Below are 14,629 nucleotides of genomic sequence, written 5' to 3' on the forward strand. Positions count from 1 at the left end.
ATTTTTGGCTGGATTTCACCGTATTACCATTTGTTGACATCTGCCTTTGTGACATCTGCGAGGTATTTTTCCGGTATTTTTCCATTTAACAAACTTCCGGGCTCCAGACTTGGAAATAGTTCCTCATATGTACGTGATCCGTAGAGAGATACTCTCTGGTTTATCAAATCGCGTGTAATCTGGTCGCCATGATCAAGTCCTGCTGCACCGATCAGTTCGGCATAAGCCCTTACAGTTTCCCGGTGGAAATTGGCTACTCTGACTTTTTTGTCACCGATATTCAGACCAGCAACCAACTGTCGGTTATGAGTTGCTACTCCGGTGGGGCAGGTATTGGAGTTGCATTCCAGAGACTGGATGCATCCTAAAGCGAGCATCATTCCTCTTGCTGAGTTTACAGCATCGGCGCCTAAGGCCATTGCTCTTACGATACTGAAACCGGTGATGATCTTTCCCGATCCGATTAATTTGATGTGTTTCCGGATATTGAACCCGGTGAGTATGTTTTCGACAAAGGCTAATGCATCGAGGAAAGGAACCCCTACATAGTTGCTGAATTCCTGTGGAGCAGCGCCGGTACCTCCTTCTCCTCCGTCTACTGTTATGAAATCGGGGTAGGTATCCATTTCGATCATGGCTTTACAGATAGCAATGAATTCACTTTTTTTTCCGATACACAATTTGAATCCTACTGGTTTTCCACCGGATTCATTGCGTAAGAGACGGATAAATGTTACCAGTTCTTTCGGTGTGTTGAAAGCGGAGTGGTAGGGTGGGGAATAGACAGTAGTAAAAGGTTTAACGTGACGGATTTCGGCAATTTCCCTGGTATTTTTCTTGGCAGGAAGAATTCCTCCGTGTCCGGGTTTGGCTCCCTGTGAAAGTTTGATCTCAATCATTTTGACCTGTGGCAGGTGTGCGTTTTTCCGGAAGAGTTCCACACTGAAGTTCCCATTCATGTCGCGTGCGCTGAAATACCCGGTACCAATTTGCCAGATGATGTCGCCGCCGTGTTTGAGGTGGTAGGACGCAATTCCTCCTTCTCCGGTATTGTGCGCAAAACCACCCAGTTTGGCCCCGCCATTGAGGGCTTCTACCGCTGCAGATGACAATGCGCCGAAACTCATGGCGCTGATATTGAGAATGCTTGCGCTGTAAGGTTGAGTACAATCCTTATTTCCGATTAAGATGCGGGGATTTTGATTGACTGAGTCGAAGTGTTTGGGTTGTATGCTGTGTGGCATCCATTCATATCCTTCTTTGTAGACATCATTCTGGGTTCCGAAGGGCATGGAATCTGCTTCATTTTTTGCACGTTCGTAAACAATTGTCCGGTCAAGCCGGCTAATGGGGGTTCCATCTGTATCGCTTTCAATGAAGTACTGGTATATTTCCGGTCTGAGTGCTTCCATGATCCAGCGCAATCTCCCAATTACAGGAAAGTTTGCCCTTATGGAGTGTTTTTTTTGAAGGAGATCTATGTATCCGAGTGCAAAGGGAACCATTAAAACGCCGAGAATGTACCACCACCCTGTCCAGAAAAAATATCCGGCTACCGAGAGTGCTGCGGTTATTAAGCTACTTGCAATAATGAATTTGGTTCTCACGAGAGGAAGTTTTAAAAACTACTTTCGTAAGGTAATGTTTTAAATTGTTTAAGGGGGATCCGGTTTGTTAAAAAACAATATAAACTAGTTGTTGCAAATGACTAAGTGGCGGCTTATAGTTCGTATAAGTATCACACTTGTGCCATAATTCTCCTATCGTATATTACCTGTAAATCAAATATTTTTGCCGGATCTTCAAAAACGCTTGAATCCCTGTTTTCCAGGTTTCCTTGATTTCTTTTGCTTTCAGCCCGGCTTTCAGTTGTGCCCGAAGTTGGGTTGTTCCTGCCAGGCGGTCGAAAAAATTGCGTTGATTGATGAAGTCCAAACTGTCGCCCAATTGATCGCGTGCGTTAATCAACCAGTTCAGGTTGATCTCATACATGCGTTTGTTCTGACTGGCCCTTAAATCATAGCCGTTGCAGGTGCGGTTCTGCCACAAGGGATCTTTGGCCCCGGTGGTAGGCATGGGAACAAATGTGAACCCGCTGTTCCGGAAATTCGGATGACCATATAGTTCAAAGGGACGTTCTGTTCCCCTTCCGACACTTACAGTGGTAGCTTCAAATAAACACAAACTCGGATACAAATTAATTGCCAGATCTGTCCGGAGATTCGGGGAAGGCGGGATCGCGATCTCAAATTTCGTTTTGTGCGTGTAATTGCGGCATGGAACAATGTACATCTGGCAAGTCACATTGTTTTGAAGCCAAAATTCACCGTTGATCATCAAGGCATATTCCCCGATGGTCATCCCGTAAACGATCGGTACCGGGTGCATCCCGATGAAAGAAGTTTGATCTTTTTCCAAAACCGGCCCGTCAACATAATGTGCATTCGGGTTTGGACGGTCCAGCACAATCAATGTTTTATTGTTTTCGGCACAGGCTTCCATGACGTAATGCAGCGTTGAAATGTAGGTGTAAAAACGAACACCCACGTCCTGGATATCAAATAATACCAGGTCAACATCCCACAATTGGTCCGCTCGGGGTTTTTTATTGCTTCCATAAAGGGAGATGATCGGTAAGCCGGTAACAGGGTCTGTGTGGCTCCAAACTTTTTCACCTGCATCAGCGGTTCCTCTGAATCCATGTTCAGGCGCAAAGACCTTTTGTATTTGGATACCCAGAGACAGTAAAGTATCCACCAAATGAATGGTGCCCAGCAGAGAAGATTGGTTTGCCACAATCGCTATCCTTTTGCCTCTTAACGAGTCCAGGTACAGGTCCATCCGGGCATTGCCAAGTTGCAGGTTGGGCATTTTTTCTATGCCATATGCATCATACCGGATTTCATCGTCAATGGGTTGTATTACAGGATATTCCTTTGTTTTATCCAGGTTCTTGTCCGTTGTAACAGTTGGAAGAGACTTTTTGTTCAGGGTACATGAAACCAGGAAAAGCAAAATAATACTTTTCAACGCCAAAAGCTTTATGTACTTTCGTATTCGCATGAGCAATAATTGGAATTATATCTATTTCATCGCTAAAAAACTTCAACGTAAACAATTGGTTACGGATGATTCATTGCAAGGCAATAAAAAAGCAGCAAAACCAATTACTAGAATTGCTATTTTGAGTATTTCGCTGGCAATGATCGTAAACATCGTTACAATTGCAGTGGTTGAAGGATTCCAACAAGAAGTGAGCCGTAAAGTTATAGGTTTTGGTTCACATATCTCTATCCAGAAGTCAGGAGAAATTTCTTTAATGGAATCAGCGCCCTTAATGAAGAGTAAAAAATTGGAAGAAACCCTGGCTCGGATCGAGGGTGTAACCCATGTTCAATCAGTTGCTTATAAGCCTGCATTGCTTCAATCCAGAGGAGGAGAAACGCAAAAAGAGATCCTGGGAGTTGTTTTAAAAGGTGTTGATAAAAATTACGATTGGTCGTTTTTCAAGACGTATCTGAAAGAAGGAAAACTTCCTGATTTTACAGATCCTGCTTCAACAGAAGTACTTATTTCAAAACGAATTGCTGCCGACTTGCACTACCAGTTAGGCGACACCATTAACGCTTATTTCGTAAAACAAAAGCCCATTCAGCGTCAATTCCGGATTGTTGGGATTTATGAAACCGGGTTGGAGGATTTTGATAAAGAACTGGTTTTTTGCTACCTGCCACAGGTCCAGCAACTGAATGACTGGGGAATCAGTGCGGAACTGATCGTAGAGGATTCACTTTATTTTGGAAATTTAATTTTACGTGCACAGGTTTCGGGAGGGAATGGCAATTACCGTTACGACTGGGGGGAAGGCTATGAAAATACGCCTGTTATTGCAATCTATCCGCAAAAAGACACCACAATCCGGCTCATTGTAGCAGATTACTGGACTTTCCTGGATGAACCAACCGGAAGTCCGGATAACCCGAAAAGTGAGACAGCCATTCCGGATACTACTTGGTTACAAATCAAAGTGAAGGGCGATAAACTGAGTACAAGCCCCTTTTCCATGGACTCGGAAGGGAATTTGAAAAAGCATTTCCTGAGTCAGGATGGCCTTCATTATGAAGTGAAAGCAGGAGCAAAAACAGTAGACCTGGAGTTTTTCCCCGGACACGGTTCATATCAGGAATATGTGGGATCGTATGAATTGAGCGTGGCTGATTTTTCAGACATCGAAAACCAAAAAAAGAACATTGAAAAAGCGGTGGAATTCAACCCGGATTTCAGGCAGCAGGTGAAAGTGAACAGCATCAAGGACAATCAGCATGATTTGTTTGTTTGGTTGAGTTTTTTGGATGTGAACCTGGCAATCATCCTGGTACTCATGTTAATTATCGGAATTGTAAATATGGGATCTGCTTTGTTGGTATTGATCCTGGTTCGTACTAATTTCATTGGAATTTTAAAGGCAATGGGTGCAAATAACCTGTTTATACGGAAGGTGTTTATGATCCATACCGGACAACTGATCCTCAAAGGCATGATCTGGGGAAATGTCATTGGAATAGGACTTTGCTGGCTTCAATATCAGTTCCATATTATTCCTTTGGATCCGAAAGTGTATTATTTGAATACCGTTCCGATTGAATTCAGCATCTGGAAAATAGGGGCGTTAAACGTCATAACATTGGGTGTTTGTTTGTTGGCACTTTTCATTCCTTCTTTGTTGATTAGCAGAATCAATCCGGCAAAATCAATCCGGTTTAAATAACCCGTTTAATCGATAATTCACCCATTTCCCGATAATTTGATTCCTGAGCAGCGATAATTCCTTATTTTTGAGTGACTTTAAAAACATGAGAAATTCTTTTTTATTTGCTTTTTTGATCTGTTTCGGTTTCCAGGGATTGAGCCAGAGAAATGTTCGCGACAGTGCAATTGCAACTCCATGGATTGCGCTTCACTATGGGTTGAATGCACCGGGTGGAGATTTAAAGGAACGCTTCGGAACAATCAACCATGTGGGAGCAATGGCCGGCTATAAAACTTCCAGGAATTGGGTTTATGGACTGGATGGAAATTTCATGTTTGGCAACCAGGTGAAAACTTCCGGGATGTTTGCCAACCTGATTGATTCTCATGGCTACATCAATGATGTGAACGGAGATGTGGCAATCGTGGTGGTGAATATGCGTGGCTTCAATGCAAATGTAATGGTCGGCAAAGTGTTTCCGGTGCTTAGTCCGAATAAAAACTCCGGATTGTATGTCCATGCCGGATTGGGGTACATGCAATATAAAATCCGTGTGGAAACACAAGATCAGGTTGTTCCCACCCTGGAATTAAAATACAGAAAAGGTTACGACCGCTATACTACCGGATTGAACTTCCACCAATTTGCTGGATATGCCTTTATGGCTAACCAGGGATTTGTGAACTTCTATGCAGGATTTTATATCCAGGAAGGGTTAACATATAATAGAAGAGATATCTTTTTTGATCAGCCGGATGTGCCGGTTTCTAAAGCACAAAGATTAGATTTACAATATGGATTCAAAGTCGGTTGGTTTGTTCCTGTTTACAAGCGCAAACCGAAAGACTATTATTTTGAGTAAATGAGATTATTCTATGGATTTGGTATTCGGGCGTTTTATGCGGTAATGTGGCTCGCTTCCTGGTTTCATCCCAAAGCAAAGAAATGGATTCTTGGAAGACGGATTCCATTAAAGACATTTCATGTACCGGCCAACAAACAGGTTGTTTGGTTCCACTGTGCCTCTCTGGGAGAATTTGACCAGGGACTTCCTGTGATGAATGCTTATAAGGAAGCTCATCCCGAATCGTTTCTGATTGTTACCTTTTTCAGTCCTTCGGGAATGGAGTTTTATCAGAAAAGGGAGCACCAGGTAGATTTGGCACTTTATCTGCCGCTGGACACAAAAATCAAAGCACGTAAATTCGTTGATCATTTCCATCCGAAAATGGTGTTTTTTGTGAAGTATGAGTTTTGGTACAATCATCTGAAATGTGCCCGAAGAAAGGGGGCGAAGATTTATGGCGTCAGCAGTTTGTTCAGGCCGGGGCATCGCTTCTTTAAATGGTACGGTGGATTTTTCCGGAAAGCGTTGCGTTTGTTTGATCATTTTTACGCCCAGGATCAGCGTTCGAAAGAGCTGTTGAACAGCATTGGCATTGACCAGGTTACCGTTACCGGTGACACGCGCTACGATCGGATGATTGCAGTAAAAGAACGAAGCCGGGAAAATGAGATTATTCGCAGTTTTGTGGAAGAAAAACCGGTGCTTATTTTGGGGAGCTCCTGGACTATTGATGAAGAAATCCTAATCCCTGCTTTATTTGAACTCCGGCAGAAATTCAAGATCATCATCGCACCGCATGATATTTCAGAGAAGCACATCGAACAAATTTCAGCGGAATTTGATTATGAAGTGGAACGCTATACAGAGTTTCAAAATTTAGGCGGAGATATTTTAATTCTGGATACAATAGGTCAATTGACCAATGCATATCAGTACGCGGATCTGGCATATGTCGGCGGTGGATTTACAGGAAAATTACACAACATTCTCGAACCGGGCGCTTTTGGCATTCCCATTTTTTTCGGACCGAAATTTGCACGTTTCCCTGAAGCTCAGCTATTCCTTGATCACGAAGTGGCGTTTACGATTGAAGATAGTTTCAGTTTTGAAAAAGCCGTGGAGGAAGCGCTCGGAAAAAGGGCTCTGATCAATGAAAGATTGGCAGAGATCTTTGCAAGGAACCAGGGAGCAGCGAAGAAGATTATTAGCTCTTTAAATTAGTTTTTCCACTTTTTGGCAATGAAAAAGGTGGAAATCATTGCTTAGAAGTTCGGGCTCAGATCATGTGTTTTGTAGAAGTCATCCACATATTTCACCGCTTCGTCTGCCGTATCCACAACGGTTAAAAAACGCATATCGTCTGGAGAAATATTGTGTTCTTTTTCAAGCATTATTTTTTGGACCCATTCCACCAATCCGCTCCAGTATTCCTTACCCACAAGTACTACCGGCCGTTTGGTGATTTTCTTCGTCTGGATCAACGTGATTGCTTCGAACAATTCGTCCATCGTGCCGAAACCTCCCGGCAGCACCACAAATCCCTGGGAATATTTTACAAAGATCACCTTGCGCACAAAGAAGTAATCAAAGCTCAAATTGCTTTCCCGGTCAATGTACTTATTGTGAAACTGTTCAAAAGGCAGGTCAATGTTCAATCCGACAGATTTTCCACCTCCTTTTTGTGCCCCTTTATTTCCGGCTTCCATAATACCTGGTCCGCCACCGGTGATAATTCCATATCCCGCTTTGGCAAGCTTTTCAGAAATTTCGACGCTCAATTGGTAATATTTATTCTCTTCTTTGGTCCTGGCAGATCCAAAAACAGAAATACATGGACCAATGCGTGCCATGCGTTCATACCCCTCGACAAATTCAGACATAATCTTAAAAATTGCCCAGCTGTCGTTTGTCTTTATTTCGTTCCAGTCCTTGCGTATTGCGTTCATTTGATTGCTTTAAAGTAGCAAAAGTGCTATTCCAGTAAAAATAGAGCTCTTGAGTAAGTTTAAAGTAAGTCGGATTTATTAATTATGAACGGAGCATCGTTTATAAGGCAAAATCGTTCTAAAATTCAACAAAAAAATAAAAGAAATACGATTGAACTACTTAACTAGTTAAACTATTGATTTACAACTGTTTAAAATAGAACAGTTTTCGATTGATTTAGCCTTTTACAAGACGATTCATTAAATTTTATCGTTAAAAATTTGGATGACGTTAAATTTTTTCATAATGTTGATTACCTTAATTACGACTATTTGCACCCTTAAACTTCACAGTTTATAACATCCGGTAAGATACGAGTAAAAAAGGCATTAAAAACTATAAATATGACCGTTATTCACTCGAACCGAGCTGGGATTGTTATGTCCCTACTGTTTAGCTCCCTTTTCGTTACAACCTCGATGGCGCAATGTCCCGGATCAAACACCGGATATGTCAACGCTCAAGTTAGCGTAAACAGTGCCGCAGGAGGAACAGATCCCTGGAATAATCCCGGTAACGCATTAACAGACAATAACAGCTACGCAACCATGTCAAATGCGGCGCTGTTAATCGGTGGAACTGTCAGGAGTTCCAATTTCCTCGTACTTAGAAATCTGAATCTGAATATTCCGATCAATGCCCAGATTTGCGGAGTACAGGTAGAAATCCGGAAAGCGAGTTCGGATAATACCTCCTCAAACTGGACAAGGGATTTAGACATTCGTTTATTGAAGAACAACCAGATTACGGGTACCAACCATGCAAATACAGGTGTCAACTGGCCAACCTCCGAAACGGCATTCACTTACGGTACCAATGCCGATCTTTGGGGAACAACCCTGAATGGGATGGAAGTAAGCAACAATGGTTTTGGTGTGGCAATAGCAATCGAATCCCGGGCGGCAGGGTTGCTTCTTCCAACGGTCATTTCTTACATCGATGCTGTTCGCATCCGGGTGTATTACTATGTTCCGTTAAGCGATTCGGACAATGATGGAATTCAGGATGTTGCAGATATTGACTGGGACGGGGATGGTGTAGCAAACAATGCAGAACTATTACCCTGTACCGCCACATCGACTTTGCCTCTAACGGCGCAATCCGATCCTACGTTGTATTTCCCGACGATATCAGGCGTGTGGGAAAATACCATTACGCGAAATACCTCCGGTGCGGGAATCGTTAATTTTAATATTTCAGAGAATTTCTCAGCCGTTTCCGGTCTGGAAATTTATACGGAACAAGATGTGGCTACTGCAGCTGACCAGTCCATCCAGGTCATGCGATTCAGTCAACCGGTTAGTAATTTATCGTTCAAATTGCAGGATATTGATATAGCTGCCGGGCAATTCCAGGATAGAATTACGGTAAATGCCTATTCATTCGGCCAATTGTACCAGCTTACAGCTACAGATTATACGATTGGGACCGGCAACTTCAATATGTTTAACGGGAACAATCAATTCCTTGGGTTGGTTGCAATGGACAATACCGAACTGAACGGAACGATTACACTAAACATTCCGGTTTTGGTTGACTCCGTTCGGTTTGTATATGACAATTTGGACCCGGGCCTGGGAAATCAGGGATACGGAATCGGAGAAATTAAATTCTGCTCGCCGCTCGCTTCTTCTCAGGACTTTGACAACGATGGAAAACCGGATTGGAAAGACCAGGATTCGGATAACGATGGAATCCTGGATTTACATGAATACCAAACTTCTGCAGGATTTATTCCCCCGACAGGATCGGATTCGGATGGTGACGGATTAGATAATGCATATGACACAAGTACCGGAGGAACATTGATCGTGCCGGTTAACACCGATGGAACCGATAATCCCGATTACATTGATCTGGATTCGGATAATGACGGATTTTCGGATCAACTGGAAGGGAACGATGCGGACCACAATTGTGTGGCTGATTTCAACCTGGTAAATATTGATACCGACAATGACGGATTAGATAACGCGTACGATCCGGATAATGGCGGTACAACTGCACCAAGACAGGACACAGACGGGGACGGACTTCCCGATTGGAGAGAGAATACGGTTCCGACAACTGCAGCTGCAGGGAATGACCAAAGTGGTTGTGCCACAACGTATACCATGGCAGCCAATGTTCCGGTTTCCGGACAGGGATATTGGTCGGTTGCATCCGGTGCAGGTTCATTTTCGAATATTCATGCAGCAAATGCCACTGTATCGGGATTGAATACCGGAGTAAATACATACACCTGGTTTATTTATACGGATGGATGTCATGCTTCTTCAGATCAGATTTCCATTAATCAAAGTACTCCTATTTCAACACCAAGTGCTTTAAACAACGGACCTTTATGTGAAGGAACTACTTTGAACCTGACTACACCAACCGTTTCGGGAGCAAGTTATCAATGGTCCGGTCCGAATAGCTTTACGAGTTCCCTGCAAAACCCGTCCATACCGAATATTACGAGTGCAGATGCCGGATTATACAGTGTAACACTTTCTGTTGCGGGATGCAGTTCTGCTGCGGGAACTACCTCCGTAATGGTCAATCCTGCTCCGGTCGCGCCGACAGTTTCAAGTAATTCACCTATTTGCCAGGGATCTCCGATTAACTTAACGGCACCATTGGTCTCAGGCGCAACGTATCAATGGTCCGGACCGGGAAGTTTTAGTTCTTCAGCACAAAATCCAACCATTGCGTCCGCAGCTTTAAGTGATGCGGGAATTTATTCCCTGCAAATTACAGTTGGCGGATGTTCTTCAACAAATACAAGTACTGCGAACGTAATAGTGAATCCGACCCCAACCGCTGCAACGGCTTCAAGCAATTCACCTGTTTGTGAAAATGCATCCATTAACTTAGCAGCAACTGCTGTTTCAGGGGCAACGTATCAATGGACCGGACCAAACGCTTTCTCAAGTACAGATCAAAACCCGGTTATCCCGAATGCACAGGCAGTAAATGCAGGATCTTATTCCGTAATAACAAGTGTAAACGGATGTTCTTCAACAGCAAATTCAACTTCGGTTGTCATTAATCCAAGTCCTGTAATTGCTTTAGGAACAGTTACAAATCCAACCACCTGTTCTTCAACAGACGGAAGTATCCAGGTAACTGGTGCTGCGACTGGGAATTTATCCTGGACAGGCACTGCTTCCGGAATTCAGATGGGAGTAACACTTCCGGCTACAATCCCGAATTTGGGTTCGGGAGCTTACAACATTACTTTAACAGCCGCTTCGGGCTGTACATCAAATACGTTAGTGCAAACCCTCACTGGACCAAGTGCACCGGCAACTCCGATAATTACTCCGGGAGGGCCAACTTCATTCTGTTCCGGAGGTTCAGTTACTTTGACATCATCCGCAGCGGGTACCTACTTGTGGTCGACCGGAGAAACTACGCAATCTATTTCGGTTTCAACTAGCGGTTCCTATTCCGTAACTGTCGGAAATGGTTCCGGATGTGTTGCGGCATCAGCTCCAACAATGGTTACAGTAAATCCTTCACCAAGTGTACCGGTAATTGTAGCTGGTGGACCGACTACTTTCTGTACGGGTGGATCTGTAACACTGACCTCTTCTGCTCCTTCGGGGAATACCTGGTCTACAACAGAAACAACCAGTTCAATTACTGGTTCTACTTCAGGGACATATACGGTAACTGTTTCAAACGGAACGTGCAGCTCAACAAGCGCCGGAACAACGGTAACGGTGACTGCACCACCGGCAACCCCGACCATTACACCCGGAGGACCAACAACCTTCTGTGCCGGTGGATCTGTAACATTAACGTCTTCTGCTCCTTCCGGAAATGCCTGGTCGACCGGAGAAACAACGAATTCAATTACTGTTTCAGCATCGGGCTCATACACGGTAAGTGTGGGTGGAGGAAGCTGTATGGCTACCAGCGCACCGGCAACAATTACGGTAAATCCGACCCCGGTAGCAACGATTACACCAGGAGGACCGACATCCTTCTGCGCCGGAGGATCGGTCACATTAACAGCTTCTTCCGGGGGAAGTTACCTGTGGTCAACCGGGGAAACCACTCAATCCATTACTGCTTCAACTTCCGGGTCATACACCGTAACGGTAACGACCAGTGGATGCACAGCGACAAGTTCACCGACAACAGTAACCGTGAGCACGATTCCTTCGCCGCCAACAGTTACACCAAGCGGTCCCACGACATTCTGTTTGGGTGATTCGGTTACATTGACTTCTTCACCCGGAGGATCATACATGTGGTCGAATGGGCAGACGACACAAGCAATAACCGTATTCAATTCCGGATCTTATACGGTAACGATTACAACAAGCGGTTGCTCGGCTTCCAGCGCTTCAACAGCAGTGATTGTAAATCCTACGCCAACAACTCCGACAATTACAGTGGTTGGTCCGACAAACTTCTGTGCGGGTGATTCGGTACAACTCGTTTCGTCTTCAGCTTCCGGCTATTTGTGGTCCGATGGGGAAACTACGCAAACCATTTGGGTAAATGCACCGGGAACCTTTACGGTAAGTGTTTCGAATGGAGTATGCAGTTCCCAACCGTCTTCTCCTGTTACACTAACCATGGTTGATTGCAATATCGATACGGATGGAGACGGGTTAACAGATTTTGATGAAGTGACAAATACCGGAACAGATCCGAACAATCCGGATACGGACGGTGATGGCTACGGTGATGGGGATGAGGTGAATTTCGGATCCGATCCGTTGAATCCGTGTGACCCGAATCCTGCCAACCCGGTTTGCGACCAGGATGGGGATGGCTTGACGAATGCAGAAGAAGCAAGTGCAGGAACTGATCCAACGAATCCGGATACGGATGGTGATGGTGTTTTGGACGGAGAAGAAGTTCATGGAGTGGATGATCCATCAACACCATATGTGGTGACGGGAATCTCTGATCCCTTAGACTCATGTGACCCGATCAATACAAGTCCGGCCTGTGATTCGGATGGTGACGGATTGAATAACGGTGACGAAGCAACAAACGGAACCGATCCGAATAATCCGGATACAGACGGTGATGGATTCAATGACGGATATGAAGTAAACAACAATTCGGATCCTTTGGACCCATGTGACCCGAATACCACGAGTGCATCTTGTGATGTAGATGGAGACGGATTAACAAACGGAGAAGAAGCAACAAACGGAACCAATCCGAATAACCCGGATACAGACGGTGACGGTGTGTTAGACGGAGAAGAGGTTCATGGAGTGGACGATCCGTCGACACCTTATGTTCCAACGGGAACTTCTAATCCGCTTGACCCATGCGATCCGCTTCCTACAAGTGTTGCATGTGACGGCGATGGAGATGGCGTTTCAGATGGGGATGAAGCTACCAACGGAACCAATCCGAATAACCCGGATACGGACGGCGACGGAGTGACTGACGGGGAAGAGGTTCATGGAACAGACGATCCATCTACACCATATGTACCTACAGGAACTTCAGATCCTTTGGATCCGTGTGATCCGCTTCCGACGAGTGTTGCTTGTGATGGCGATGGAGACGGCGTTTCAGATGATGATGAAGCAACGAATGGCACTAATCCGAATGATCCGGATACGGATGGTGACGGAGTGACTGACGGAGAAGAAGTCCATGGAGTGGATGATCCTTCGACACCTTATGTTCCGACCGGTACTTCCGACCCGCTGGACCCATGTGATCCGCTACCGGATTCACCGGCATGTAAGTCTGGTGGAAACGGTGAACCTGGTATCGTTGTTCCGGAAGGATTTTCTCCGAACGGTGATGGTTCGAACGAAACACTCATTATTGCCGACCTGGATAAATACCCGGATAACACATTTACGGTGTTCAATCGCTGGGGAGTACAAGTCTATAAGGCAAGTCCATACAAGAACGACTGGAACGGAACGGATCAAGGTAAAATGGCACTCGGAAAAGATGTATTGCCGGAAGGTACTTACTTCTACCTGCTTGATTTGGGCTTGGGTCAGGATAAAATAGTTAAGGGCTACATCTACATAACAAGATAAGAGAAAGCGAAGCTTTCGATCGAATCAGCTTACAAGTTACAAGCTGATGCACGGAGAAAACAAAAGCAAATTCTCACAAAAAAAGAGAAAAAATGAAAAATAGATTCATACTCATAGCATTGATTAGTTTAGGTGTAAACCAATCACATGCACAGCAACAAGCAGCATATACGCATTATATGTACAATACGCTCGTGATAAATCCGGCATACGCAGGAAGCAGGGACGCACTCACATTTACGGCATTGGGAAGATTTCAATGGGTCGGATTTAAAGGTGCACCTACCACACAAACGTTTACGGTTCATACACCGATCGCTAAAAAGAATATCGGTCTTGGGTTGAGTTTTATGAACGATAAAATCGGTCCGACAAATAACACGGCGGTAAACGTCGATTTTGCTTATCGGCTGAGGCTTTCGGAAAAAGCACGTTTGTGTTTCGGGATCAATGGCGGATTTAACAGTTTTTCTGCAGATGTAAATTCCCTGACACTGGCAGATCCGTCGGATGCAGCGTTTATGGAAAACAGAAGGGGGAAAATGATCCCGAGTTTGGGTGCCGGAATTTATTTCCAAATGCCGAATTTTTATGTAGGGGCATCTGTCCCTTCTATCTTGGAAAACAGCCTGTTCGCAACCGGAACGAGTAACTCGATGGATATTTCGAAAGAAAGAAGACATTACTACTTTGTTGCAGGCGCCGTATTCGCCATTTCACCATCTGTGAAGTTCAAACCGACGGTGTTGGGTAAGCTGGTGCAAAATGCTCCCTTCCAGATCGATGTTACCGGAACATTCATGCTGAGAAATTTGATCGATCTTGGAATCATGTACCGAACCGGTGACGGAGTCGGCGCATTGGTTGGTGTGCATATTTCCAAACAACTGCTCTTCGGCTATTCTTTCGATTGGTCGACTGGAGTCCGAACCGGAAAATTTAACGGGGGAAGTCACGAGATTATGTTACGATATGATCTGCTATTTAACAACGATGAGAAAATTAAGTCACCTAGATACTTCTAAT

Annotated in this window: 8 protein-coding genes; 5 read left to right on the forward strand and 3 right to left on the reverse strand. The window is 44.5% G+C overall.

Annotated elements, in window-relative coordinates:
• Positions 1 to 23: 23 nt before the first annotated feature.
• Positions 24 to 1,607, reverse strand: coding sequence for an FMN-binding glutamate synthase family protein (locus FO442_RS07365; protein ID WP_246073829.1), 1,584 nt, complete (start codon positions 1,605 to 1,607; stop codon positions 24 to 26).
• A gap of 163 nt (positions 1,608 to 1,770) precedes the next feature.
• The gene (locus FO442_RS07370; RefSeq protein ID WP_246073830.1) at positions 1,771 to 3,063 is read right to left on the reverse strand and encodes an exo-beta-N-acetylmuramidase NamZ family protein; all 1,293 of its coding nucleotides are present in this window, start codon (positions 3,061 to 3,063) and stop codon (positions 1,771 to 1,773) included.
• Here FO442_RS07370 and FO442_RS07375 point away from each other — a divergent pair.
• The 3 genes from FO442_RS07375 (at position 3,044) to FO442_RS07385 (ending at position 6,818) form a co-directional block, all read left to right on the forward strand.
• Positions 3,044 to 4,768, forward strand: a complete 1,725-nt coding sequence (locus FO442_RS07375) for an ABC transporter permease (RefSeq protein WP_144332523.1) — start codon at positions 3,044 to 3,046, stop codon at positions 4,766 to 4,768. The two genes, FO442_RS07370 and FO442_RS07375, sit on opposite strands and share 20 nt — an antisense overlap.
• Positions 4,769 to 4,853: 85 nt before the next feature.
• Positions 4,854 to 5,612, forward strand: a complete 759-nt coding sequence (locus FO442_RS07380) for a hypothetical protein (protein ID WP_144332524.1) — start codon at positions 4,854 to 4,856, stop codon at positions 5,610 to 5,612.
• On the forward strand, positions 5,613 to 6,818 hold the full coding sequence (locus tag FO442_RS07385) for a 3-deoxy-D-manno-octulosonic acid transferase (protein ID WP_144332525.1): 1,206 nt from the start codon (positions 5,613 to 5,615) through the stop codon (positions 6,816 to 6,818).
• Positions 6,819 to 6,859: 41 nt separating this feature from the next.
• Here the strand turns inward: FO442_RS07385 and FO442_RS07390 are convergent, their stop codons facing one another.
• Positions 6,860 to 7,543, reverse strand: a complete 684-nt coding sequence (locus tag FO442_RS07390; protein WP_144332526.1) for an LOG family protein — start codon at positions 7,541 to 7,543, stop codon at positions 6,860 to 6,862.
• Positions 7,544 to 7,963: 420 nt separating this feature from the next.
• Here FO442_RS07390 and FO442_RS07395 point away from each other — a divergent pair, with 420 nt between their 5' ends.
• Positions 7,964 to 13,603, forward strand: coding sequence for a T9SS type B sorting domain-containing protein (locus FO442_RS07395; RefSeq protein WP_144332527.1), 5,640 nt, complete (start codon positions 7,964 to 7,966; stop codon positions 13,601 to 13,603).
• Between the two features lie 92 nt (positions 13,604 to 13,695).
• Positions 13,696 to 14,628 carry a PorP/SprF family type IX secretion system membrane protein gene (locus FO442_RS07400; RefSeq protein ID WP_144332528.1) on the forward strand — a complete coding sequence of 311 codons (933 nt, stop codon included), beginning with the start codon at positions 13,696 to 13,698 and terminating at the stop codon, positions 14,626 to 14,628.
• The last annotated feature ends 1 nt before the right edge of the window (position 14,629 follow it).

This window comes from Fluviicola chungangensis (genome assembly GCF_007558725.1).
Classification (GTDB): domain Bacteria; phylum Bacteroidota; class Bacteroidia; order Flavobacteriales_D; family Crocinitomicaceae; genus Fluviicola; species Fluviicola chungangensis.

What these genes read in the sequence shown, in the direction of transcription:
- FO442_RS07380 (WP_144332524.1), top strand. Translation starts at nt 4,854, where the DNA reads ATGAGAAATTCTTTTTTATTTGCTTTTTTGATCTGTTTCGGTTTCCAG.
- FO442_RS07375 (WP_144332523.1), top strand. Translation starts at nt 3,044, where the DNA reads ATGTACTTTCGTATTCGCATGAGCAATAATTGGAATTATATCTATTTC.
- FO442_RS07390 (WP_144332526.1), bottom strand. Translation starts at nt 7,543, where the DNA reads ATGAACGCAATACGCAAGGACTGGAACGAAATAAAGACAAACGACAGC.
- FO442_RS07400 (WP_144332528.1), top strand. Translation starts at nt 13,696, where the DNA reads ATGAAAAATAGATTCATACTCATAGCATTGATTAGTTTAGGTGTAAAC.
- FO442_RS07395 (WP_144332527.1), top strand. Translation starts at nt 7,964, where the DNA reads ATGTCCCTACTGTTTAGCTCCCTTTTCGTTACAACCTCGATGGCGCAA.
- FO442_RS07385 (WP_144332525.1), top strand. Translation starts at nt 5,613, where the DNA reads ATGAGATTATTCTATGGATTTGGTATTCGGGCGTTTTATGCGGTAATG.
- FO442_RS07370 (WP_246073830.1), bottom strand. Translation starts at nt 3,063, where the DNA reads ATGCGAATACGAAAGTACATAAAGCTTTTGGCGTTGAAAAGTATTATT.